Genomic DNA, 20,875 nt, shown 5'->3' on the forward strand with positions numbered 1-20,875 from the left:
ATCATCACCGCCCGGTCAACGGCTTTATCCGGTCGCCCGGATCGGCGGCTCACCGACCCGTAGCAGCGGCCAGTCGGCCAGGTCCCGCAGCAACTGCCGGTCGTGGGTGGCGACGACGACGGCGGCGCTCGTCGCGCGGATCGCGGCGGTCAGCTCGTCGGCAAGCGTCGACGACAGGTGGTTGGTCGGTTCGTCGAGCAGGATCAGCGTGGGCCGCCCGGCCAGCACCAGTGCCAGGTCGAGGCGGCGCTGCTGCCCCTGCGACATCCGCCCGACGGGCGTACGCGTCGCGGCGGAGTCCAGCAGCCCGAGCGATCCGAGCGACACGGCCTCGGCGGCGGGCAGCACCCCACGCGACACCAGCCGTCCCACCTGGCCGGCGTACACCTCGTCGGCGGTGAGGTCGGGGGCCTGCCCGGCGGTCTCCTGGGTGAGCCGGGCGACCCGGGCCTCCCTCGCCGTCCAGGCGTACCCGTCGGTGGGTGCGAGCGCTCCGGCGAGCACCGCGAGCAGTGTGGACTTCCCGGCGCCGTTGGGCCCGGTGACGAGCAGCCGGTCGCCGCCGTCGATGGTGAGGTCGACCGGGCCGGCGAGCCGCCCGTCGACGGCGACGCCCTGCGCGCGTACCTGCGGCGTGCCCTGCCGTACACCGAGGTCCGGCACCCGCAGCGTCGGCGGTGGTTTCGGTACGTCGATCCGGTGTGCCTGGAGCGCGTCCTGCTGTCGGTTCAGAGCCTGCACGACGCCCGGCGCGCGGGACTGGCGCTGGTGCTTGCCGGTCCCTTTGTCCGGCCGCCAGCCGGTGGAGAGCCGGTCGCGGGCCTTCGACACCGCGTCCTGGAGTCGTCGACGCTCGGCCTGCTGCTGCTCGTACTCCTGCTCCCAGTGCTCCCGCTCGCGCCGTCGCGCGTCCTGCCAGGCGTCGTAACCGCCGGCGTAGATGCGTGCCTTCGCGTCGTGGGTCGGATCGAGGTCGAGGAACCGGTCCGCGACGTCGCGCAGCAGCGCCCGGTCGTGGCTGACGATCGCGAGACCGCCGTCGTGCTCGCGGAGCCGGCGGGTCAGGAAGTCCAGGCCGTCGGCGTCGAGGTGGTTGGTCGGCTCGTCGAGCAGCAGCACGTCGTGGCGCGCGCCGAGCAGGCACGCCAGCCGCACCCGGTAGCGCTGCCCCACCGACAACGTCGCCAGGGGACGGTCGCGGTCGGTGCAGGCGTCGAGGGCCTCCAGTGCCACGTCGACGCGACGTTCGGCGTCCCACGCGTCGAGGCGGGTGGCCGCGTCGAGCGCGGCGGCGTAGCGGTCCTCGGCGCTCGGATCGCCAGCGGTCAGGGCGAGGGTCGCCTCGTCCAGCGCGGCGAGGGCGGTGAGCGACGTGGCAAGCGCCTCGGACGTGAGGGTGCCGACCGTCTCGCCGTCGCGGGCGGGCAGCTCCTGGCGGGCCAGGCCGATCGTGCCGGCCCGCTGCACGGTGCCGTCGTCCGGCGTGATCAGCCCGGCGAGGACGTGCAGCAGTGTCGTCTTGCCGCGACCGTTCTCGCCGACGACCGCCACCCTCGACCGGGCGGAGACGGTGACCGAGACGTCGGTGAGGACGCGCCGGGACCCGCGGGTCACCGTGACGTCGGTGGCGCGCACGTGCGCGCTGCCGGCCTCGACGGGCCGGGACATGGTTTCGGGGTTCGGGGTGAGGTTCAACGGTGCTCCGCAGCTCGCGATGGAGCCGGGCAGCAGCTAACGGCCGCCCGGCGGGAACCGGGACGGCGAGCGCGAACTCAGCAGAACAAAGGGCGCCGCCGTCAGCGGGCGGAGCGGACCTTCTGCGACCAGATACCTCGTGCCATGACGGCGATGCTAGCAACCTTGGCGCGTCAACTCCCGAGGATTTCGCCCACCCCGTGGTCAGCGCGACACGAGGTGGGCGGGGGGAATAGCAGCGGGCCGCCTACCGGCGCGGGCGGGGCAGCAGGGCGATCAGCGCGACAGCCACTGCCACGTGCGTCGCGCCGAGGGCGAGCTTGGCGCCGCAGGTGGCCTCGACGGCGAGCACCGGGGCGAAGGACAGCGCCGTCACGACGATGGCCAGCGAGATCCAGACCGGTCGGGCGACCCGGGTGGCGAACCGCTCCAGCAGCGCCAGCACCGCCCAGCCGAGCAGTGCGGCTCCCAGGGAGATCATGACGACCGCGCCGGCCCCGATGACAGTGGCGGGCTGGCCCGGGCTCTCGACTGTGTAGTCGACTCCGGCCAGCGCGCCGATCACCCAGACGGCCAGGGGTGCCACGACGGCGGCGGCGACGCCGAGGACGCGGCGGCGCAGTGGTGAGGGGGCGGGGGTCGTGACGGTGACAGCACTCATGACGGCTCCTCGTTCAGGGGACACGAACGAGTACGACCGTAACAGATAGTCTTGTTCGGAACTATCTTTCTCGGAACTAACAGCCGGAGCGGGCTCCCGGCGCGTACGGGGAGGTGTTGGCCAGTGGTCCGCTCACCAGCCCCAGGAGAGCCCGCAGGAACACCTCCCGGTCCTGCTCGGGCAGGGTTGCCAGCAGGTCGTCCTGGATGCGCCGGACCACCTGTTGCGCCTGCAGCAGCACCTGCTCCCCCGCCGGTGTCACAGCCACCATCCGGGCCCGTCGGTCCGTTGGCACCGGACGGCGCTCGGCCAGCCCGGCCCGCTCCAACTGGTCGAGCGTCACGACCATCGTGGTCTTGTCCACACCGCACCGCTCGCCGATCTCCCGCTGGGTCAGCTCACCGGTGTGGGCCTGCGCCAGCACGTAGTGCGCCCGCGGCGAGATGCCAAGCTCGGCCAGCCCGGCGGCGTGCTCGGTCTGCAACGCGTGACTCGCCCAGGAGAGCAGGAACAACAGGTCCGGCGGGCCATCGGAGGGCGTGCAGGAGGTCATGCGCCGAGGCTAGCAAGATCCTCCGCAACCAGACCGTTCGCGCGGCGGACGGTCAGAGCCGCTGGTAGATGCCGTGCTCGCGGATGAGCAACTGCTCGTCGATCAGATACCGGCGCAGCGTCGCGTGATCCGACCCTCCTGCGGCGCACCACGGCTTGAGCGCGTCGTCGACGGCCCGCTCGGGATAGCGGGTGCCCGGCTCGAACGACTGCTCGGCGATGTGCGCGAGCACTACCCGCCGTCGACCCCGCTGCGCCGGCAGACCCACCAGGACGCCCGCCCGCAGGAAGGTCCGCAGCACCGGGGCGACGCCGGGTTCGGCGTCGTCGGCCGGACGACTGTCACGCGCGCTGGCCCGCAGCGACGCCTCGTCGGGCGCGAGCGCTCCGTCCGCGCCGGTGACGAGGCCCGCGTCGCTGAGCCGGCGGACCCCGGTGAGCACCACCCGCGCCGGGAGGCCGGTCCGCTCGGCGACCTCGGTCGCGCTTGTCGCACCCAGCACGATCGCCGCGAAGATTCGTCGCCGTCCGTCGTCGGCCAGGGCCCCGGCCAGCACATGCGCAGTCACGCCGGTCACCCTCGCATCAGCGGTACGCGGACCGCCAGGCGATTTTCGGCCCCGCTCAGTCGATAGGCGGTCCGTTCAGTCGGTCTGCGGCGTGCTCGGTGGCTGTTCGGCGACGAGCAGCACCCGGCGCAGCAGGTCGGAGAGGTGTCGCCGCTCGGTCGCGGTGAGCGCGCCGAGCAGGCGATGCTCCTCGGCACCCTGGACCTCCATCGCCCCGCGCCACGCGGCCTTACCCGCCTCGGTGAGCTCCACGTCGACGCGGCGACGGTCGACTGTCGACGGAATCCGTTGCACGAAGCCCCGCCGCAGCAGCGCGTCCACCCGCGCGGTGATCGAGGCGGGGGCCATCGTGAGGTCCGCAGCGAGGTCCGAGGGTGCGGCCCGGCCACCGCGGCCGGCCAGGGCGTGCAGGGTGTCGTACTCGTGGGCCGGCAGGTCGAGGTCGACCAGGACCCGCTCCTTGACGGCCCGCAGATGCCGGGTCAGTCGGATCATCCTGGTCACCGCCCCCTCGACGTCCGCGTCGAGGTCGGGCACCACTGGCAGCCAGCGTTCGATGTGCCGGTCGACGGCGTCCGGAGTCGTGGTCACCGCGTCAGCTTACCTCAGCACCGAAGTATTCGTTGCCGAAATATTCGACGTCGAAGTATGTTGTGGGCATGGCTCACCCACTGCGCAACCACTCCTTCCGGCTGCTGTTCCTGGGTCGCACCATCTCCGCCCTCGGCGACGCGGTGGTGCCCGCCGCGCTGGCGCTGGCCGTGCTGCGGGCCACCGGCTCCACCGGCGCGCTGGCCGTCGTCCTCGCCGCGGCGGTCGTCCCCCGGCTGGTCCTGCTGCCGTTAGGCGGCGTGGTGGCCGACCGGTTCGACGCCCGCCGGGTCGCCCTCCTGGCCGACCTGGTCCGCTGCGCCACGCAGCTCGCAGTCGGCGTGGAGCTGCTCGGCGGCGAGCCGTCGCTGACCACAGTGGTGGTGGCGTCCGCGCTCGGCGGCACCGCCTCGGCGTTCGCCATTCCGACAGCGTCCCCGCTGGTCGCCGGCACCGTCGAACCGGCCGACCGGCAGCGTGCCAACGCCCTCATGGGGATCACCGCCAACACCAGCCGCCTCGCCGGACCGGCCCTGGCCGGTGCGCTGGTCTGGGCAGCCGGACCCGGCTGGGCGTTCATCCTGGACGGCGCGTCGTTCGCGCTCAGCGCCGCGCTACTCGCGCTGGTGCGGGTCCGCCACGTGCCGGTGCCCCGCCGTTCCGTCCTCGCCGACCTGCGCCACGGCTTCGGCGAGGTACGCGCCCGCGACTGGTTCTGGACCAGCCTGCTCGGGCACGGCGTGTGGAACGGCGCTGCCGCCGTGCTGATGACCCTCGGACCGGCAGTCGCCATCGACCGCCTGGGCGGCGAGACGACCTGGGTGCTGCTGTTGCAGGCCGGCGCGATCGGGATGCTCAGCGGATCGCTGCTGGCCGGGCGGGTCCGGCTGCACCGGCCGGTGCTGCTGGCCAACCTCGGGCTGGCCTGCTACGCCGCGCCGCTGTTCCTACTCGCCGTCACCGCGCCGGCCCCCGCGGTGATCGTCGCCTACGCGGTGGCGCTGACCGCCCTCGGCTACCTCAACCCGGTGTGGGAGACCGTCGTGCAGCACCACTTCCCGCCGGAGGTCCTGGCCCGCGTCACCTCGTACGACTGGCTGGTGTCGCTGGGCGCCATGCCGCTGGGCTACGCCCTGGCGCCGTTGGCCGCCGACGCGTTCGGCGCACCCGTCCCGCTGGCCGTCGCGGGCCTGCTGGTCCTCGCCTCCTGCGCGGGCACCGCCCTCGTGCCCGGCGTACGCCGACTCACCTGGCCGGCGACCCCGCAACCGCAACCGGCCGACCCCGCCGCCGTGCGATGATCAGATCGATCGTCGATGCGCGGTGAGCGACGGCCGGGCCCACCCACGACGAAGGCTCCCGGCCAGCGCCGGGAGCCAACGTCCGATGTGGTTTGTCAGCCGGCGTCGCGGGCCATCGCGACGAAGTCACGCCACCTGGCGAAGGTCCAGGAGGAAGCCACTGCCGACTTCACCAAGCTCAACCCGGACGTCGCGCTGCCCGATCTGACCCCGCGCTTTGTCGGCTGGGCGGAGACCCGCTGAGGCGGTCGTCAACCACCTCCCGGGGTCTGTACGAGTCAGCGCGATGCGGGAGACTGACGGCGTGACGACCCGCACCGGGATGAGGTCGGCAAGATGAGCCGACCATTCAGGATTTTCGTCGCCGTGTTCTCGACGGCGGGCCCCATCTCCCTGTATGTGGTGGTCGCCGCCAAGGCCCGCGCCATGACGGGCCCGTTCACCGTCGCCCGGACCGCTGTCGACCTTCCGACGTTCCTCGGGAAGGGAATGGCCTTCTTCGCCCCTCTCGACGCCACGGCCGCTCCCATGATGGACGCGGTGACGCCACTGATCCGCTGGGTCGTGATCCTGCTGATAGCAGTGTCGACGTACCTGGCCTGCGGCCTCGTCACCCAGCGGACGCACCCGTTCGTCGCGGCGATGACCGGCGCGGCCGCCGCCCTCACCGCTACGGCGATCGGGGACCTGCTCTGGTGGGCCACCCTCGTGGTCCGTGTCCACACCGCCCCCGCCGGCTGGTACGCCAACGAGGCACTGGACCATTCCACGCTCCTCGCCAGCGCGCACCTGACGCTGACCGGCTGGACGTCCGACGCCCTCTTTCTCGGCTGCCTGCTGGCGTTCACGAACGCATCCCTGGTCGGTGGCACCAGCCTGGCGATACTGCTGCTGGACCGGCTCAGCAGAGACAAAGGCGCTGACGAGGGCGACGACGAGACCCAGGTCGCGGTTGTCGATGCCGCGCCCCGCGTTCCGCTGATCGGCGACGTACGGGGGCGCAGCGCGAACCTTGCCCTGGCCGGCGTCCTTCCGGTGCTGGTCCTCATGCTGGTCAACGGCACCCAGGCGGTGTGGGACAGCTATTCGGGGAGGGGTTTCCTGGCGCTGCTCAGGGTGTTTTTGTCCCGCCCCGCCCTGTCCCCGCCGCCACGCGCACCCGATGACGTGGAATACCGGCTGACCCACGAGGTCGATCCGAATCCCCTGTCGATGGACGTGTGGGTGTACAGGTCGGTGCTCGCCCTCGCCCTGTTGTTGGTGCTGTGGCTCCTGCTCTGGGCGCTGCTCCCCGGCCTGCCAAACTCCGGGCACCGCCTCGGGCTCGTCGTCGTCTGTTGGGGTGCCACGATCGCGGCGTCCGCGCTGACCGCGACGTCCGATGTCCTCGTCGGCTGCGCCATCTCGGACTCCCCCACCGGTTGCGCCCCGTGGGAGTCCCTGGGCGCGCAATTGACCTCCTCGCTGCGGTTCGGCGCGGCCTGGGGTTGGCTCGTCGCGCTGCCCGTGCTGCTGGCCCGTCGGCTCTTCGACACCGACACGTCCACGGACACGTCCACTGACACGCAGGAGACTCCGGTCCATGAGTCCACGTAACAAGCGTCCGCGTCGCCGCAAGGCCCCGGTGCCGGCACCTGTCGCCTGGTGGAAACGTCCCGTCACCTGGCTGCTGACGATCGTGGTCGGTGCCGTCGCCGCCTGGCTCGGCGCCGTCGTTCTCGGCGCGATCAACCAGTGGAAGCCCGCGAACGAGCTGGCCGAGCAGTTGGCCGGGCGGGGGCCTGTCGTCGTCCTGGACCTGAAGCACGTTCCGTACCCGCAGGAGGGTGCGCTCGACTACGTCTACCCCGCCAGCTCCGACCTGACTCGCCTGGACGCCAAACGGCCGGACGACCCGACCATCGAGGCCGGCGCTGTCGACATCGAACGGAGCACCTGGGAGATCACCCTCGTCGGCACCCGGGACGAGGCCGCCGAGGCCGTCGACCTCCGGCCCGTCCTCGTCGAGCCCTGCCGCCCCCCACTCACCGGGATTCAGGAACCCAACGAATCCCAGGGCGACTCCCAGAAGATCGTCCTCGTGACGCACGTGGATCGACCGAATCCCCGCATGCTCGTCGACGACCCGGACGGCGAGGATGCCGGCGCCCCGTTCTTCTCCACCCACAAGATCACCCTGCCCAAGGGTGAGAAGAACGTCATCCAGGTACGAGCGCTCAGCGCGAAGCAGCACTGCCGATGGCGACTGGAGTTGGACTACCTCGCCGACGGACGACGCCAGACAATGGTGATCTCGGCACCCGGCGACAAGCCGTTCGAGGTGACCGGACGCGCTGACGACTCGGCCTACGCCTGGATCTACCTCAGTCCGTTCGACGGTTGTCGGGCCAAGGACGGCACCAAGACCGATCGGCTGCGCATCACCGGCGCCGAGTACGCGCAGATGGTGCGCGACGGGCGGTCCTGCCCCTACTGACCGCTGGCCGTCCACCACCCGCGCCACCCGGATCACCGGGTCCGACCCGCGCGAAGTTGCCGGACCGGTAAACCCCGCGACCCCACCTGGTGTCTTGCTGGTTGACGAGGCCGGGAGGTCAGATGAGAAATTTGCGTGGGGCGGAGTTCGACGACTTCGTCCGCTCACGGTCGGGGGTGCTGTTGCGGGTTGCCTTCCTGCTGACCGGGGACCGGCACGCGGCGGAGGACCTGCTTCAGGAGGTGCTGGAGCAGATGTACGTGCGCTGGCGTCGGGTGCAGAGCAGCCCGGAGGCGTACGCGCGACGTGCCCTGGTCAATCGGTCGATCAACCGGTGGCGGCGGCGTGCCCGCCGTCCGGAACAGTCGCTGGGCGACCACGACGGGGTTGCCCGGGACCACGCCGAAGTGGTGGCGGTTCGCGAGCTGGTCGTCGGGGCGCTGCGGGCGTTGCCACCTCGGCAGCGGGCCGCTGTCGTGCTCCGTTACCTCGAAGACCTGCCGGTCGTCGACGTCGCGGCGGCGATGGGCTGCTCCGAGGGCGCGGTGAAGAGTCACGCCTCCCGTGGGGTCGCTCGGCTGCGAGAGGCGCTGGCCGGATCGAACCTCGTCATGCCCATCACTGGAACCGGGAGCTCGCGATGACCATGAACGACAGTGACGTACGCGGCATCCTGCATCGCGCGACGAATGACCTGGTCAGCCCGCCGGACCTGCTCGCTGAGGTGCGTCGGGGCGGGCGGCGGCGGGTGGTGCGCCGGCGAGCCGTGTTGGCGGCGGTCTGCGCGGCCGTGGTGGCCGTTCCCGTGGCCGGCGTCCTCGACCTGCCCGGCAACGCCGGCGATCCACAAGTCGCTTCGCCGCTGTTGGACGAGCCCACTCGCGGCGATCTGGCCGCCGACGAAGGGTACCTGCGGCAGGTCCGCGAGGCGTGGCAGCGCGGCACCGAGCAGGCCGATGATCGGCCGCGCGGCGAACCGAACGTCGTGTGGGCAGGACGAACGCCCGCTGGTTCGGCCGCCTACGTCGCCCAACGTAGCGCGCACGGCATGACGATGGGGTTCGTCAAACCCACCGCCGACGGGCCGCGCGTCGGCACCCTGACGCAGGCCACCGACACCGGAACGGACGGCCTCGAGCAGGCGATACTGCTCGGACCGCAGCGCGACGTGCTGCTCGTGCTCGACTTCGGGCAACCGGTGGAGTTCTCTGCGCAACTGCGGTATGCGCCCGATGGCAAGATCGAGCGGACCTTCGAGCCGGTGGCGTTCCAAGACGGTGCGGCGGTGTTGTCGGTGCCGCCACAGCGCACGAAGCTCACCGTCGCGCTCTCCCGGACTCCTGTTGAACGGCGCAACGCGATGCCTATCGAGGGCACGAGCGAGGTCTTGTTCCCCGGCAACAAGGATCGGCCGGCGCCGCCGTTGATTCGCCACACGTTGCCCGGCGCGGAACAGGTCTGGGGGATGGACCCGGCTGTCAAAGAGGTGAACGCGCCGACCGAAGCCCTCGCCGAATACCTCGACACTGCCGGAGCGCACACGCACAACGGCTCTCCCCTCCTGTGGGTCTACGGGGCAACCCCCGACGGCCGGCGGCTCCTCGTGGAAACCGTCCAGTACGACGACGGCCCGTCCCACGTCATCGCGCTGCTCGCCGGAAAATATCTTCCATTCGAAGCGGTGGCCAGCACGACAGCGGACTGGTCGGCGCCCCTACCTGTGCGGCTACGACTGCCCGACGACCAGGGCGTTCTCGTCGCCGCCGAAGGGGCGGCGCTGAGCTACCGAGCCGGCGACGGCCAGTGGCAGGACGCCGGCCGCACCGCGGCACTCCTGCCCGCGAATGCGACCGAGGTCAGGGTCACCGACGCCAACGGGACCACCACCGACGTCCCGGTCGGTTCCTGAATCAGCTCCCCGGCAACGGTAAATACCGCGCTCACCGGCGCTGTGATGGCTACCTTCACCCACAGGCTGGTTCACCAGTCCCGGGTATCGGCAGCACCACGCCTCACCGCAACCCTCGGCGACAGGGGAAGTTCGAGATGTCCGGCGCAGCGTCCGCCACGGCAGACGCTGCGCCGTTGCGTCCCACCCAGCTGCTTCGCCGCAACAGGCCATTCCGAACGCTCTTCTCGGCACGGCTCGTCTCGTACGCGGGCGATTCACTCAGCCTTGTCGCGCTGATCTTCCACGTCGCCGAGACGACGGGTAAGGGGCTGGCAGTCGCGCTTCTGCTCCTTGTCGGAGACTTCGCGCCATCCCTGCTGGGCCCCTTCACCGGCGCCCTCGCCGATCGGCTCAATCTCCGACGATTGATGGTCGTCTGCGAACTCATCCAAGCTGTGGTCCTGCTGGTCATCGTGCTGACAATGCCCTCGCTGCCGATGCTGCTGGCTCTCGTCGCGATTCGCGCCACCGCCTCGCAGCTCTTCCAACCAGCGTCTCGGGCGGCGGTGCCCGCACTGGTCGGTGACAGTGACCTGGAGACCGCCAACTCCACCCTCGGGTTCGGCTCCAACGCGGCGGAGGCGGTCGGCCCCCTACTCGCAGCGGCCCTGTTCCCGCTGGTCGGACTGCGTGGTGTGCTGCTCGTCGACGCCGTGTCGTTCCTGGTCTCGGCCGTACTGCTCGCGACGCTCCCCTCACTTCCGCCGGCGACCGGCGACGGGCACCAGCCGTCCCTGCTGCGACAGGCCAGAGCGGGCATCGGCTATCTGTTGAGTGTTCCGACGGTACGGGTGATCTTCCTTGGCTTCACCGCTGTGGTCGCCTTCAACGGGGTCGACGACGTGGCCCTGGTGCTGCTGGCCCAGAAGACCTTCCACGTCGGTGAATCAGCTGTCGGGCTGCTGCTGGGCGCGGTCGGTGTCGGACTGGTGGCCGGATACGCCATGTTGTCCAGATGGGGCACCCGGGCGTCGATGCCGTTGCTGCTGATCGCGGGCTTCGCCGTCAGTAGTGTCGGCAACCTGCTGACCGGGCTGGCCTGGGCCGTCGCCGCCGCGATCGCCCTGCAGGCCGTCCGTGGGTTCGGGTTGGCGGCCATGGACGTCGCCTCCAGCACGCTGCTGCAACGTACGGTGCCAGCGGGCATGCTCGGCAGGGTCTTCGGCAATCTGTACGGTGCGATCGGGGTCGCCGCCGCGACGTCCTACCTCGCGGGTGGTGTCCTGCTGGACGCCACGTCCGCCCCGGTGACCCTGATAGTCGCGGGCGTCGGCGGGCTGGTGGCCACCGGAGTCGTCGCGCTGCGACTGCCGCGGGCGATGCGACGGGCCGACGAGGACGGCGCGACGCCGACGCCACCCGCGCCGACCATCTGATCAGATCGGGCCGTCGGTGCGCAGCCGTGCGTGCAGATGCATGTCGTGCCAGCCGTCGGCGTGGCGAACCGACCCCCGGGCCATACCCTCCTCGGTGAAGCCGGCCCGCGTGGCCACCCGGCACGACGCCGCGTTGACCGTCGAGTGCTCCAGGGCCAGCCGGTGCAGACCGGCCCGCGTGAAACTCCACCGGGTCAGGGCGAGCAGCGCCTCGGTGGCGACGCCCCGACCACGCACGGCGGGCAACAACCAGTACGACAGCTGCGCCGACGCCTCAACCAGCAGCACGCCCCGCAACCCCACCTGACCCAGAGGTCGGTCGTCGGCGTCGACGATCGCCCAACTGGCGGCCGTCTCGTCACGCCAACGACCGGCCCACTGGGCCGTCCACGACCGCGCCTCGTCGTCGCCGTCGATGCGCCGGACGTGCCACCGCTGGATCTGCGGACAGTCGAAGGCCACCCGGACGGCCGGGGCGTCGTCGTCGCGCCACGGCCGCAGGGCCAGCCCGGGACGTACCGGAAGGTGGGGTTGCTCCTGGGCGGCGAGGCTCCCGGCGGGCAGGGCTGGTGCGACGAGCAGCGGCATCAGCCCATTATCGAGCCGACGGCCTCACTTCCCGGCCGGGCCGCCCGCGAGTTCGGCGACCACGTCGAGATGGCCCAGGTGGCGGGCGTACTCCTGCACCAGGTGGAACAGCACCCGCTCCAGCGACGCCGGGTCCGCGCCTCTCCAGCGCGGGCCCGGCGCGCCGACCTCGGCCAGGTCGTGCGCCGTCACCACGGCCGTGGTGTGCTCGCCCTGCGCCCGCAGCGCCGCCACCAGATCCGCGCGGGTCTCGTCGGGAGCCACGTACCAGCGGTCGTCGCGGCGGTCGCCCCACGGCTCGGCGACGTCCCGGCCCTGGAAACCCCACTCGATCCAGCGCAGCTCGACGTGGCGCAGGTGGGTGAGCAGCTCCAGTGGGGTCCATCCGGACGGCAGCCGGCTGTGCCGAAGCTCCGGCTCGGCCAGCGCCGATACCTTGGCCACCACGGACTCACGGAAGTAGTCCAGGTAGCGCAGGAAGACCTCGGTGCGGCTGCCGGCAGGGTCGGTGGGCTCGGGAAACGACGTCATGATCCGGCCGGCAGGTCACGTGCACGCTGGCGCACGCCGGCCGCGCCGTACGGGTAGTCGCCCACCAGCGGGGCGCTCGCCTCGTCCAGCAGCCGCATCTGCTCGGCGTCGAGGACCAGGTCGGCGGCGGTCAGGTTGTCGTCGAGCTGCTCGGTGGTCCGCGCGCCGAGGATCACCGAGGTGACCGCCGGTCGGGCCGCCAGCCAGGCCAGGGACACCGCCGACATGGACACGTCGCGGTCGGCGGCGATCTGGCGGACCGCGTCGAGCACCCGCCAGGTGCGCTCCTCAGCGTTGCGGCCCGCGTACGCCTCGACACCACGCTGCGGGTTCTCGCCGAGCCGCGTCGCCCCGGTGGGCGTGCTGTCACGCTGGTACTTGCCGGTCAGCCACCCGCCGCCCAACGGTGACCACGGCAGGATGCCGATGCCCTCGTTCTCGCAGACCGGCACCAACTCGAACTCGATCTCCCGGGCCAGCAGGTTGTACTGCGGTTGCAGGGTCACGATCGGGGTGAGGTTGAGGTGCTGGGTGAGCAGGGCGGCCTTCTGCAACTGCCAGCCGGTGAAGTTGCTGACCCCCGCGTAGCGGATCTTGCCGGCGCTGATCGCGTCGTCGAAGAACCGCAGCGTCTCCGGCAGCGGGGTCAGCGGATCCCAGGCGTGCGCCTGGTACAGGTCGACGGCCTCGACGCCGAGTCGGCGCAGGCTGGCGTCCAGGGCGCGGGTGAGATGCACCCGGGACAGGCCGGCGTCGTTGGTTCCCGGGCCCATCGGGAACCGCCCCTTGGTGGCGATCACCAGGCTGTCGCGTAGGTCGGGTCGGCTGCGCAGCCAGCGTCCGATGATGTCCTCGGAGACGCCGGTGGAGTAGACGTCAGCGGTGTCGATGAAGGTGCCGCCGGCCTCGACGAAGCGGTCCAGTTGGGCGAAGCTGCCGGCCTCGTCGGTCTCCGCGCCGAAGGTCATCGTGCCCAGACACAGGGTCGACACCACGGTGCCGGTGCTGCCCAGAGTGCGATAGCGCATATCGTCCTTTCGGTCCAAGTGACAAAGCTGATCTTCGCACCCGCCTCGGCCACCCGCATTCGGGACAGTGCCGAACGCCGGTAGGGGCACCCACGCGGCGACGTCGCCGGTCATCATGAGCGGGTGAGCGAGCCCGCGATCGAGATCGACCGACCTCAGCGGCCGACCCAGTCGCCGCCGTCGGGGCGGCCGCCGGAGCCCGGCATTCGTACCCGTGGCCCGTGGTTGGTGGCCGCTGCGACCACAGTGACGCTCCTGCTTCTCGCAGGCCGCTACGGCTATCACCGCGACGAGCTGTACTTCCTGCTCGCCGGTCGGCACCTCGACTGGGGCTACGTCGATCAGGGGCCCCTGGTCCCGGTGCTGGCCCGGCTGCTCGACACGATCGCCCCGGGCAACCTGGTGGTGCTGCGTACCCCGTCGGCGGTGCTGGCCGGCGGTGCGGTGCTGCTGGTCGCCGCCATCGCTCGGGAACTGGGCGCCGGCCGGGGCGGGCAGCTCTTCGCGGCGGTGCTCGCCGCGCTCTCCGGCATCGTGCTCGCCAGTGGTCACCTGCTCAGCACCACCACCGTCGACCTGCTGGTCTGGTTGGTCGCGGCGTGGTGTGCGGTGCGGTTGCTGCGCACCGGTGACAGCCACTGGGCGCTGGGCATCGGGCTGGCGCTCGGTGTGGGAATGCTCAGCAAGCTGCTGCCCGCGCTGCTGGCCGTCGGCCTGGTCGCCGGGGTGCTCATCGCCGGGCCGCGTCGGCTGCTGCGCGACCGGTGGGTGCTCGCCGCCGCCGGGATCACCGTGCTGCTGGCCGCGCCGAATCTGATCTGGCAGGCGGCCAACGGCTTCCCGCAGCTCGGCGTGGCGGCCTCCATCTCCGACGGTGACAGCTCCTACAGTGGCCGCCTGGAGGCATTCACCCTCCACTTCGTCATCATCAGCCCGTACGCCGTACCGATCTGGATCGCCGGCCTCGTCGCGCTGCTACGCCGACCGGCGTGGCGGGCCTACCGGGCGGTGGGCTGGGCCTGGGTGGTCGTCGTCGGCGTCGTGCTGATCGCCGGCGGCAAGGGTTACTACGACGCGCCACTGTTGCTGGTCCTCACCGCCGCCGGGGCGCTGGTCACCGTGGCATGGGCCTCGCGCGGGTCGCTCTGGTGGCGTCGGGGGCTGCTCACGCTGGGCGTGGTGCCGTTCCTGCTGCCCAACGTCGTGCTGCTGCTGCCGGTGCTGCCGGCCGACCGGTTGCCCGGTTTCGTGGTCGACGTCAACTACGACGCAGGCGAGACGATCGGTTGGCCGGAGTTCGCCGACTCTCTCGCGGCCGTCCACCGTGGGCTGCCGCCGCAGGAGCGTTCGCGGGCGGTCGTCCTCACCGGCAACTACGGCGAGGCCGGTGCCGTGGCCCGCTACGGGCCGGCCCGTGGTCTGCCCCGGGCGTACTCGGGGCACAACAGCATGGTCGACTTCGGTCGGCCGCCCGCGGACGCGGACGTGGTCATCGCCGTCGGCTGGGAGCGCCCCGACCAGCTCACCACCTGGTTCGAGCAGTGCACCCTCGCCGGGCGGGTGGACCAGCGCGTCGAGGTGGACAACGAGGAGAACGGCGGCCCGATCCACGTGTGCCGGGGGCTGCGGCGTCCGTGGGCGCAGATCTGGGACATCGAGGTACGCCACACCGGCTGACAGTGTTCACCCGGCGCTGGCGGGTTGGGTCAGGCTCCGCCGGTCAGCCAGGCCTGGATGCCGACCAGGGCCTCCGGGCCCGAGGTGGCGTCGACGTCGCGGGCGAGATCGGCGATGGTGACCGCGGCGAGCGCCTGGTGCCACGCGTCCTCGGCCGCCCACATGGCGCGCGACACCGGACACGGCGTGGTGCAGGCGTCGGCCGGGGTCGCGAACGGGCCGCGCTGGCGGATCTCGGTGCAGACGAAGGTCGGGCCGGGCCCGTCGACGGCCCGGACCACGTCGAGCAGGGTGATGCTCTCGGGTGCGCGGGTCAGCACGTAGCCGCCCGACTTGCCCTGCACGGAGTGGATCAGGCCGGCGCGGGCGAGCGCCTGGAGCTGTTTGGCGAGGTAGCTGCTGGAGACGTCGTGCAGCTCCGCCAGCTTGGCCGCCGGAACGGGCGTGTGGCTGACGGTGAGCACCACGCAGCAGTGCAGCGCCCACTCGACCCCGCCGGACATCTTCATGACATCACCCTAGCCACCCCGTTACTCGGACTCATTGTGTCCGAGTATAGTTACTCGGACAAGGAAGGTCCGAGTAACGGCTGAACCTCAGCCAGTCGGGCCACACAGTCACGGGAAGGTGCATGGCATGAAGATCGCCGTACTGGGCGGGACCGGCCTCATCGGGTCGCAGGTCGTCAAGATCCTGCAGGCCGCGGGGCACGAGGCGGTGCCGCTGTCGCCGTCGACCGGGGTGGACCTGCTCACCGGGCAGGGCCTGTCCGACGGGCTCGCCGGTGCCGAGGTCGTCGTCAACCTGACGAACTCGCCGACCTTCGACGAGGCCTCGCCCGCCTTCTTCCAGACGACCATGGACAACCTGCTGGCCGCAGCCGCTCGCGCGGGCGTCCGCCACGCGGTGATCCTCTCCATCGTCGGCGTCGACAAGGTGCCCGACCTGGACTACTACCGCGCCAAGACCCTCCAGGAGGAGATCCTCACGGCCGGTCCCATTCCGTACTCGATCGTCCGGGCCACCCAGTTCTTCGAGTTCGTCGAGTCGATCCTGTCCTGGACGGCCGACGACACCACGGTCCGCCTGCCCAGCACGCCGGTGCAGCCGATGGCCGCCGCCGACGTGGCGCAGGCCGTCGCCGAGGTCAGCATGGGCGCGCCGTTGCAGGGCATCCGCAACGTCGCCGGGCCCGACGTCTTCGCCCTCGACGAGCTGGGGCGGATCACGCTCGCCGCCCGCGGTGACCAGCGCACCGTCACCACCGACAACGGCGCCGGCATGTTCGCCGCCATGTCCGGCGATGTCCTCATCGCAGGCGACGACGCCGTCATCGCGCCCACCGCCTATCGGGAGTGGCTCGGCCGCCAGGCCTGAGGTGTCCACCTGATCCGCACGTCGCCGTGGCGGACGATCACGACGGCGGCGTGCGGGTCCCGGCCCGCCACTCGCGCTCCAGGATCGCGAAGACGAGCTGGTCGGCCCACTCCCCCCGGAACAGGTAACTCTCGACATGCCGTGCCTCCTGCCGCATGCCGAGCCGCGCCATGAGCCGGGCAGACGCGGTGTTGCGAGCGTGGCACCGCCCGTAGACCCGGTGCAACCCGAACTCGGCAAACCCCCAGGCCAGCATCGCCGTGGCGGCCTCCGTGGCCAACCCGCGACCGCCGTGGTCGGGGTGGAAGACAAAGCCGAGTTCGGCGGTACGCTCCAGCCGGCTGCGCCACACCAACTCCACGATCCCGATCACCCCGGCGTCGGTGACCACAGCCACCGTCAGGCAGTCACCCTCCGCGCGCCACGCGTCCTCGCCCGCCATGGCGAGCACCGAAACCCGCGACTGCTCACGGGTACGCGGCTCCGCGCCGAGCATCCACCGGACGACGTCGGGTCGGCGCTGAAACGCGTACACGTCGTCGAGGTCGTCGATCGTGAGCGGACGCAGGGTGAGCCGTGCGGTGCGGATCGGGTAGGTCGGCTGGAACATCACGCGATCGTAGAGACACATGCGGAGCGCTCCGGTGCCGCCCGATCGGCGTCCGGGCGCCGGGGCAGCAGCAGCGGGCTCGCGAAGATCACCAGCCCGGCGACCGTGATCGCCGTACGCGGGCTGGTGGCCTGCGCGAGCAGCCCACCGAGCGCGCTGAGGATGGCGATCGTCGCGCTGCTGCCGATCGACCAGGCAGAGAGGGTACGGACGATGCGATCCTTCGGAGTCTGCTGAAGGCGGTAGGTGGCGAGCACCGGGTTGTACAGGCTCATGCTGATGATGATCGCGAACTCGACGACGATCACCGTGGCAAGACCGACCACGCCGGGTTGGACGAACGCGAGGCCGATCAGCCAGATCGCGCGCAGCGTGCCCACGGTGCGGATGATCCGGTGTTGGCCGTGGCGGGCCACCACCCGACGGGCCAGGCGTGACCCGATGAGTCCGCCGACGCAGGGCACGGCGAAGGCGAGGCCGTATTGCCAGGGCGGAAAGCCCAGCTCGCCGAGCAGGAGCACGGCCAGCAGCGGCTCGGTGGCCATGATCAGCCCAGCGATGAGCAACTGGTTGAGGTAGAGCGCCCGCAGACCGGGGTGGGTCAGCAGGTGCCGCCAGCCGTCGAGCAGCTCACCGGCCCGGACCAGGCCCGCGCCGGTGCGACGGGGGCGTTCTTCGGTGCCGCGAATGGCGGTGAGGCCCAGCGCCGAGAGTAGGTAGCTCAGCGCGTCGGCCACGACGGTGACGACCGGCCCGAACAGTCCCACCGCGGCACCGCCCAGCGGCGGCCCGAGCGCGATTGAGCTCCAGGTCGTCGACTCGAACCGCGCGTTCGCCACCAGCAGGTCGTCCGGCCGCACGAGGGCCTTGAGGAAGGCGCCGCTGGCCGCGTTGAAGGCGATCTTGGCGGTGGCGAGCACTGCCGAGACGACCAGCAGTTGCCCGAAACTGAGCCGGCCCAGCGCGTACGCGACGGGGATCGTCAGCAGGACCGCGAACCGGGCCAGATCCATCGCGATCATCACCCGCCGCTTGCGGTGGAACTCCACCCACGGCCCGAGTGGCAACGCGATCAGCGCGCCCACGGCCGGCCCCAGCGCGGCCAACACGGACACCTGGGCGGGGCTGGCCTGCAACACCAGCACGGCGATCAGCGGCAACGCCCCGAAACCCAGCCCCGAGCCGTAGGCGCTGACCGCGTACGACGCCCACAACCAGCCGAACCGCCGCCCCATGGCCCTCCTCGTGGACAAGCCCGCACCTCCCGCTCCCGACAACCCGTCGTTGACCGCCGCGATCAAAGCAAGCCCAGTGACGAGGGATCAAACAACCGCATGAGCGGCGCGCCACAACCCGAGGTTGTGTCAGTAGGGTTTGCCGGGTGAATCTCGACGCCGTCCGCACCTTCGTCGCCGCCGTCGACGCCGGCCAGTTCCAGGACGCCGCCGCGGCGCTGTCGATCACCCAGCAGGCCGTCTCCAAGCGCATCGCCGCACTGGAAAAGGACCTCGGGGTACGACTGTTCACCCGCACGGCGCGCGGCACCCACCTCACCGTCGACGGTCAGACCTTCCTGCCGCACGCCCGTGAACTGCTCCGGGCCGAGGCGCGCGCCGACGCCTCCGTACGCCCCGGCCGACGGGCGCTGCGCGTCGACGTGCACAGCCGACGGATCGCACCAGCGGTGCTGTTGCAGGACTTCCACCGCGCGCATCCCCACATCGAGTTGGACGTCGTCACCCTCGACGCCGACGTACACGCCGCGATGGCGGCCGTCGAGGTGGGGACGATCGACGCCACCTTCCACGCCGTCACCGTCGCCGCGCGTCACCTGCCCGCCGCGATCAGGACCACCCGCGTGATCGACGAGCACCACGAACTGCTCGTCGGCCCCCGCCACGCGCTCGCCAACGCCCGCACCGTCACGCCCGCGCAGCTCGCCGAGCACCGCATCTGGATGCCTGGCATGGCCCCCGGCACCGAATGGGCCGACTACTACGACGAGCTCGCCGCCGCGTTCGGCCTCACCATCGACCTGGTCGGGCCGGTCTTTGGCAACGAGGCGCTGCTGGCCGAGATCGCCGACTCAGCGGAGCTGGCCACACTCGCCGGCGTTCGCACCCGGTACCTGTGGCCGGACAGCTACGACCTGCGGCGCGTACCGGTGCGCGACCCGGCGCCCGTCTACCCCATGTCACTCATCTGGCGCGACGACAACCCCCATCCCGCGCTGCGGGCGCTGCGCGACTACCTCGCCTCCCGGCGAGTGCAGTCGCCCGACATCGAGGTCTGGCTACCGCCCTGGGGTCAGTGATCGACGCGCGCTACGGCGGTCCGTTGACCGCAGCGATGCCTCGGCGTGTTGACACGCGTTCATCCCGCACTACATTTAACGTGTTGGTTAAGTGACTGGGAGGCTCTGGTGTCTGGCAGCGATCAACTCAGCGCGGTGTTCTCGGCGCTCGCCGACCCGACTCGACGGGCGATCCTCGCCGAGCTGGCCGACCGCGACGCCACGGTCACCGAGCTCACCGCTCCGCTACCGATCTCGATGCCGGCGGTGTCGCGGCACCTCAAGGCGCTTGAGCGCGCCGGGCTCATCTCACGCACCCGGTCGGGGAAATTGCGGATGAGTCGCATCGAGGCCGCCCCGCTGCGCGAAGCGGCCGAGTGGATCGACCGCTACCGGCGGATCTGGGACACCTCCCTCACCCGCCTCGACGCCCACCTCACGGCAGTGCAGGCCGCCGGCCGCCCCGCGGACCGAACGGCCCACGGCTCGGCTTTTCCCGACCGGGAACCCCCGAGCAAGGCTCACGACAAGGAGAACTGATGGACAGCGACAAGCCGCCAATCGTCATCTCGCGAGTGGTGGACGCGCCACGGGAGCTGGTCTACCGAGCGTTCACCGACCCGGACCACCTGGCGGCATGGTGGGGACCGATCGGCAACTCACTGCCCCGCGACGAGATGGAGTTCGACGTTCGGCCTGGCGGCTACCAGCGGTGGACCGAGGTCTTTCCAAGCCAACCCGGCCTTCGAGTCGAGGTCCACATCGACCTCACCCACGTCGTGGACGGCGAACTGCTCGACGGCGTCGCGCACGTCACCGGGCACCTGCCGGAGGGCGTTGAGCCGCACGAGACAAGGATGCGGGTCGAGTTCCACGACGAGGCCGATGGACGGACGCGCCTCGAGATCCGTCAGTGGCTCCCGGGGCGGGTGCTTGGTCCCGCCCATCAGGGTTGGAACGAGGCCTTCACCAAGCTGGACGCGGCACTGAGGAATGTCCACCCCGTCGCAGTCGACGTCGAGGTGTAGCGCCATGGCCAAGCTGATCTACGTGACGAACGTGTCCCTCGACGGTTACATCGAGGACGAACAGGGCCGCTTCGACTGGACCCCACCCGACGACGACTACTTCGCGTTCGTCACCGACCTGGTCCGGCCCATGGGCACCTACCTCTACGGCCGGCGCCTGTACGAGTCGATGGCCCTCTGGGAGACCGAGCCCTCCCTCGCGTCGCGATCGAAGCTCACTGCCGACTTCGCCGACGTCTGGCAGACAGCGGACAAGATCGTCTACTCCACAACGCTGGACGCGACCTCGACCGCCAACACCCGGCTCGAACGGAGCTTCGACCCCGCCTCGGTACGCGCCGTGAAAGCCTCGGCCACCAGTGACCTCACCATCGGTGGCGCACACCTCGCGGCGCAGGCATTCCAGGCCGGGCTGATCGACGAGTGCCACCTGCTGATCCATCCCATCCTCACCGGCGGAGGCAAGCCCGGGCTGCCCAGCGGCACCCGCCTTGAGCTGGAGCTACTGAGCAATCGCCGATTCAGCAACGGTGTGGCCTCCCTGCACTACCGCATCCGCACCTGAGCCGGT

24 protein-coding genes are annotated in these 20,875 nt (G+C 71.1%); 13 read left to right on the plus strand and 11 right to left on the minus strand.

The genetic code is table 11. From position 1 onward, the window contains the following. Window positions 1-24 precede the first annotated feature (24 nt). From AB0C20_RS09520 to AB0C20_RS09540, 5 genes are all read right to left on the minus strand, one after another. Window positions 25-1,695, minus strand: coding sequence for an ATP-binding cassette domain-containing protein (locus AB0C20_RS09520; RefSeq protein WP_357567702.1), 1,671 nt, complete (start codon window positions 1,693-1,695; stop codon window positions 25-27). Window positions 1,696-1,942: 247 nt separating this feature from the next. Next, a complete protein-coding gene (locus tag AB0C20_RS09525) occupies window positions 1,943-2,356 on the minus strand; it encodes a DUF6069 family protein (RefSeq protein WP_357567703.1) in 414 nt (137 codons plus the stop codon). A gap of 76 nt (window positions 2,357-2,432) precedes the next feature. Next, a complete protein-coding gene (locus AB0C20_RS09530) occupies window positions 2,433-2,909 on the minus strand; it encodes a MarR family winged helix-turn-helix transcriptional regulator (RefSeq protein ID WP_357187688.1) in 477 nt (158 codons plus the stop codon). A gap of 52 nt (window positions 2,910-2,961) precedes the next feature. Beyond that, entirely contained in the window at window positions 2,962-3,477 is a 516-nt protein-coding gene (locus AB0C20_RS09535) for a DUF2087 domain-containing protein (protein ID WP_357567704.1), read from the minus strand. A 75-nt stretch (window positions 3,478-3,552) separates the two neighbouring features. Beyond that, window positions 3,553-4,068: a MarR family transcriptional regulator gene (locus tag AB0C20_RS09540; RefSeq protein WP_357187692.1), complete on the minus strand. Its 516-nt coding sequence runs from the start codon at window positions 4,066-4,068 to the stop codon at window positions 3,553-3,555. A 68-nt stretch (window positions 4,069-4,136) separates the two neighbouring features. Here AB0C20_RS09540 and AB0C20_RS09545 point away from each other — a divergent pair, with 68 nt between their 5' ends. From AB0C20_RS09545 to AB0C20_RS09575, 7 genes are all read left to right on the plus strand, one after another. Continuing rightward, window positions 4,137-5,369, plus strand: coding sequence for an MFS transporter (locus AB0C20_RS09545; protein ID WP_357567705.1), 1,233 nt, complete (start codon window positions 4,137-4,139; stop codon window positions 5,367-5,369). 87 nt (window positions 5,370-5,456) lie between these two features. Further along, a complete protein-coding gene (locus tag AB0C20_RS09550; RefSeq protein ID WP_357187696.1) occupies window positions 5,457-5,612 on the plus strand; it encodes a hypothetical protein in 156 nt (51 codons plus the stop codon). Window positions 5,613-5,705: 93 nt separating this feature from the next. Beyond that, window positions 5,706-6,965, plus strand: coding sequence for a hypothetical protein (locus AB0C20_RS09555; RefSeq protein ID WP_357187698.1), 1,260 nt, complete (start codon window positions 5,706-5,708; stop codon window positions 6,963-6,965). Further along, window positions 6,952-7,845 carry a hypothetical protein gene (locus tag AB0C20_RS09560; protein ID WP_357567706.1) on the plus strand — a complete coding sequence of 298 codons (894 nt, stop codon included), beginning with the start codon at window positions 6,952-6,954 and terminating at the stop codon, window positions 7,843-7,845. The genes AB0C20_RS09555 and AB0C20_RS09560 overlap by 14 nt, the downstream gene beginning before the upstream one ends. Window positions 7,846-7,967: 122 nt before the next feature. Beyond that, window positions 7,968-8,489, plus strand: a complete 522-nt coding sequence (locus tag AB0C20_RS09565) for a SigE family RNA polymerase sigma factor (RefSeq protein ID WP_357187702.1) — start codon at window positions 7,968-7,970, stop codon at window positions 8,487-8,489. A 161-nt stretch (window positions 8,490-8,650) separates the two neighbouring features. Then, window positions 8,651-9,754, plus strand: coding sequence for a hypothetical protein (locus tag AB0C20_RS09570; protein WP_357187704.1), 1,104 nt, complete (start codon window positions 8,651-8,653; stop codon window positions 9,752-9,754). Window positions 9,755-9,930: 176 nt separating this feature from the next. Continuing rightward, the gene (locus AB0C20_RS09575) at window positions 9,931-11,172 is read left to right on the plus strand and encodes an MFS transporter (RefSeq protein WP_357187706.1); all 1,242 of its coding nucleotides are present in this window, start codon (window positions 9,931-9,933) and stop codon (window positions 11,170-11,172) included. Here AB0C20_RS09575 and AB0C20_RS09580 read toward each other — a convergent pair whose 3' ends face one another. Genes AB0C20_RS09580 through AB0C20_RS09590 form a run of 3 tightly spaced genes read right to left on the minus strand, consistent with a single transcriptional unit; the run spans window position 11,173 to window position 13,319 of the window. Then, the gene (locus AB0C20_RS09580) at window positions 11,173-11,760 is read right to left on the minus strand and encodes a GNAT family N-acetyltransferase (RefSeq protein WP_357187708.1); all 588 of its coding nucleotides are present in this window, start codon (window positions 11,758-11,760) and stop codon (window positions 11,173-11,175) included. Window positions 11,761-11,784: 24 nt separating this feature from the next. Beyond that, window positions 11,785-12,291: a DUF664 domain-containing protein gene (locus tag AB0C20_RS09585; RefSeq protein ID WP_357187710.1), complete on the minus strand. Its 507-nt coding sequence runs from the start codon at window positions 12,289-12,291 to the stop codon at window positions 11,785-11,787. Beyond that, entirely contained in the window at window positions 12,288-13,319 is a 1,032-nt protein-coding gene (locus AB0C20_RS09590; protein WP_357187712.1) for an aldo/keto reductase, read from the minus strand. Before AB0C20_RS09590 ends, AB0C20_RS09585 begins: the two co-directional genes overlap by 4 nt. Before the next feature lie 123 nt (window positions 13,320-13,442). On the opposite strand from AB0C20_RS09590, the gene AB0C20_RS09595 reads away from it, so the two are divergent. After that, window positions 13,443-14,996 carry a glycosyltransferase family 39 protein gene (locus AB0C20_RS09595; RefSeq protein WP_357187714.1) on the plus strand — a complete coding sequence of 518 codons (1,554 nt, stop codon included), beginning with the start codon at window positions 13,443-13,445 and terminating at the stop codon, window positions 14,994-14,996. Between the two features lie 29 nt (window positions 14,997-15,025). Here AB0C20_RS09595 and AB0C20_RS09600 read toward each other — a convergent pair whose 3' ends face one another. Beyond that, window positions 15,026-15,505 carry an Rrf2 family transcriptional regulator gene (locus tag AB0C20_RS09600; protein WP_357567707.1) on the minus strand — a complete coding sequence of 160 codons (480 nt, stop codon included), beginning with the start codon at window positions 15,503-15,505 and terminating at the stop codon, window positions 15,026-15,028. 127 nt (window positions 15,506-15,632) lie between these two features. On the opposite strand from AB0C20_RS09600, the gene AB0C20_RS09605 reads away from it, so the two are divergent. After that, window positions 15,633-16,373, plus strand: a complete 741-nt coding sequence (locus tag AB0C20_RS09605) for an NAD(P)H-binding protein (RefSeq protein WP_357187718.1) — start codon at window positions 15,633-15,635, stop codon at window positions 16,371-16,373. A gap of 37 nt (window positions 16,374-16,410) precedes the next feature. Here AB0C20_RS09605 and AB0C20_RS09610 read toward each other — a convergent pair whose 3' ends face one another. Both AB0C20_RS09610 and AB0C20_RS09615 read right to left on the minus strand, forming a co-directional pair. Beyond that, on the minus strand, window positions 16,411-16,983 hold the full coding sequence (locus AB0C20_RS09610) for a GNAT family N-acetyltransferase (protein WP_357567708.1): 573 nt from the start codon (window positions 16,981-16,983) through the stop codon (window positions 16,411-16,413). Then, entirely contained in the window at window positions 16,983-18,236 is a 1,254-nt protein-coding gene (locus tag AB0C20_RS09615; protein WP_357567709.1) for an MFS transporter, read from the minus strand. The genes AB0C20_RS09610 and AB0C20_RS09615 overlap by 1 nt, the downstream gene beginning before the upstream one ends. A gap of 128 nt (window positions 18,237-18,364) precedes the next feature. Here AB0C20_RS09615 and AB0C20_RS09620 point away from each other — a divergent pair, with 128 nt between their 5' ends. The 4 genes from AB0C20_RS09620 (at window position 18,365) to AB0C20_RS09635 (ending at window position 20,869) form a co-directional block, all read left to right on the plus strand. After that, complete coding sequence (locus AB0C20_RS09620; RefSeq protein ID WP_357187723.1) at window positions 18,365-19,297, plus strand: LysR family transcriptional regulator; 933 nt, start codon at window positions 18,365-18,367, stop codon at window positions 19,295-19,297. 108 nt (window positions 19,298-19,405) lie between these two features. Further along, the gene (locus tag AB0C20_RS09625) at window positions 19,406-19,816 is read left to right on the plus strand and encodes a metalloregulator ArsR/SmtB family transcription factor (RefSeq protein WP_357187725.1); all 411 of its coding nucleotides are present in this window, start codon (window positions 19,406-19,408) and stop codon (window positions 19,814-19,816) included. Next, window positions 19,816-20,304: an SRPBCC domain-containing protein gene (locus tag AB0C20_RS09630; protein WP_357187727.1), complete on the plus strand. Its 489-nt coding sequence runs from the start codon at window positions 19,816-19,818 to the stop codon at window positions 20,302-20,304. The genes AB0C20_RS09625 and AB0C20_RS09630 overlap by 1 nt, the downstream gene beginning before the upstream one ends. A gap of 4 nt (window positions 20,305-20,308) precedes the next feature. After that, complete coding sequence (locus AB0C20_RS09635; RefSeq protein WP_357187729.1) at window positions 20,309-20,869, plus strand: dihydrofolate reductase family protein; 561 nt, start codon at window positions 20,309-20,311, stop codon at window positions 20,867-20,869. Window positions 20,870-20,875 lie beyond the last annotated feature (6 nt).

The sequence above is a fragment of the Micromonospora sp. NPDC048843 genome, from assembly GCF_040649965.1.
Lineage (GTDB): Bacteria > Actinomycetota > Actinomycetes > Mycobacteriales > Micromonosporaceae > Micromonospora > Micromonospora hortensis.

What these genes read in the sequence shown, in the direction of transcription:
- AB0C20_RS09525 (WP_357567703.1), bottom strand. Translation starts at nt 2,356, where the DNA reads ATGAGTGCTGTCACCGTCACGACCCCCGCCCCCTCACCACTGCGCCGC.
- AB0C20_RS09530 (WP_357187688.1), bottom strand. Translation starts at nt 2,909, where the DNA reads ATGACCTCCTGCACGCCCTCCGATGGCCCGCCGGACCTGTTGTTCCTG.
- AB0C20_RS09545 (WP_357567705.1), top strand. Translation starts at nt 4,137, where the DNA reads ATGGCTCACCCACTGCGCAACCACTCCTTCCGGCTGCTGTTCCTGGGT.
- AB0C20_RS09555 (WP_357187698.1), top strand. Translation starts at nt 5,706, where the DNA reads ATGAGCCGACCATTCAGGATTTTCGTCGCCGTGTTCTCGACGGCGGGC.
- AB0C20_RS09560 (WP_357567706.1), top strand. Translation starts at nt 6,952, where the DNA reads ATGAGTCCACGTAACAAGCGTCCGCGTCGCCGCAAGGCCCCGGTGCCG.
- AB0C20_RS09565 (WP_357187702.1), top strand. Translation starts at nt 7,968, where the DNA reads ATGAGAAATTTGCGTGGGGCGGAGTTCGACGACTTCGTCCGCTCACGG.
- AB0C20_RS09580 (WP_357187708.1), bottom strand. Translation starts at nt 11,760, where the DNA reads ATGCCGCTGCTCGTCGCACCAGCCCTGCCCGCCGGGAGCCTCGCCGCC.
- AB0C20_RS09585 (WP_357187710.1), bottom strand. Translation starts at nt 12,291, where the DNA reads ATGACGTCGTTTCCCGAGCCCACCGACCCTGCCGGCAGCCGCACCGAG.
- AB0C20_RS09590 (WP_357187712.1), bottom strand. Translation starts at nt 13,319, where the DNA reads ATGCGCTATCGCACTCTGGGCAGCACCGGCACCGTGGTGTCGACCCTG.
- AB0C20_RS09600 (WP_357567707.1), bottom strand. Translation starts at nt 15,505, where the DNA reads ATGAAGATGTCCGGCGGGGTCGAGTGGGCGCTGCACTGCTGCGTGGTG.
- AB0C20_RS09605 (WP_357187718.1), top strand. Translation starts at nt 15,633, where the DNA reads ATGAAGATCGCCGTACTGGGCGGGACCGGCCTCATCGGGTCGCAGGTC.
- AB0C20_RS09610 (WP_357567708.1), bottom strand. Translation starts at nt 16,983, where the DNA reads ATGTTCCAGCCGACCTACCCGATCCGCACCGCACGGCTCACCCTGCGT.
- AB0C20_RS09630 (WP_357187727.1), top strand. Translation starts at nt 19,816, where the DNA reads ATGGACAGCGACAAGCCGCCAATCGTCATCTCGCGAGTGGTGGACGCG.
- AB0C20_RS09635 (WP_357187729.1), top strand. Translation starts at nt 20,309, where the DNA reads ATGGCCAAGCTGATCTACGTGACGAACGTGTCCCTCGACGGTTACATC.